1 pseudogene is annotated in these 254 nt (G+C 48.4%); it reads right to left on the bottom strand.

The window, feature by feature from the left end:
- A pseudogene (locus SB751_RS33035) lies at nt 1-254 on the bottom strand (histone deacetylase family protein); the annotation flags it as partial.

Here is a 254-nt window from a genome sequence, read left to right as displayed (position 1 = left end):
CTAACTTACCCTCTAAAACCTCATCAACAGCGAGTAACCCAGCACCTACTGCACGCTCAATTGCTTTCAATGAATCGGGGCATAACCAGGTATCGCCGTCCAAATCGCTAAGCCCTTCGGTTGGGATCATACTTTCTACATGCTTGATGTGTTGTTCACTATGCGCCAATAAATAGTGCTCACGCGAGGCCTTAGGCGCTTGTTTTTGCTCGATAGCGACATCCAGCCCACTTGCAAGTAGACGGTCGTTAATC

Origin of the sequence: Cupriavidus sp. SIMBA_020 (assembly GCF_046535395.1) — a bacterium.
GTDB lineage: Bacteria > Pseudomonadota > Gammaproteobacteria > Burkholderiales > Burkholderiaceae > Cupriavidus > Cupriavidus campinensis.
Note: the sequence above shows the minus strand (reverse complement) of the source record. Positions and strands in the feature narration are given on the sequence as shown.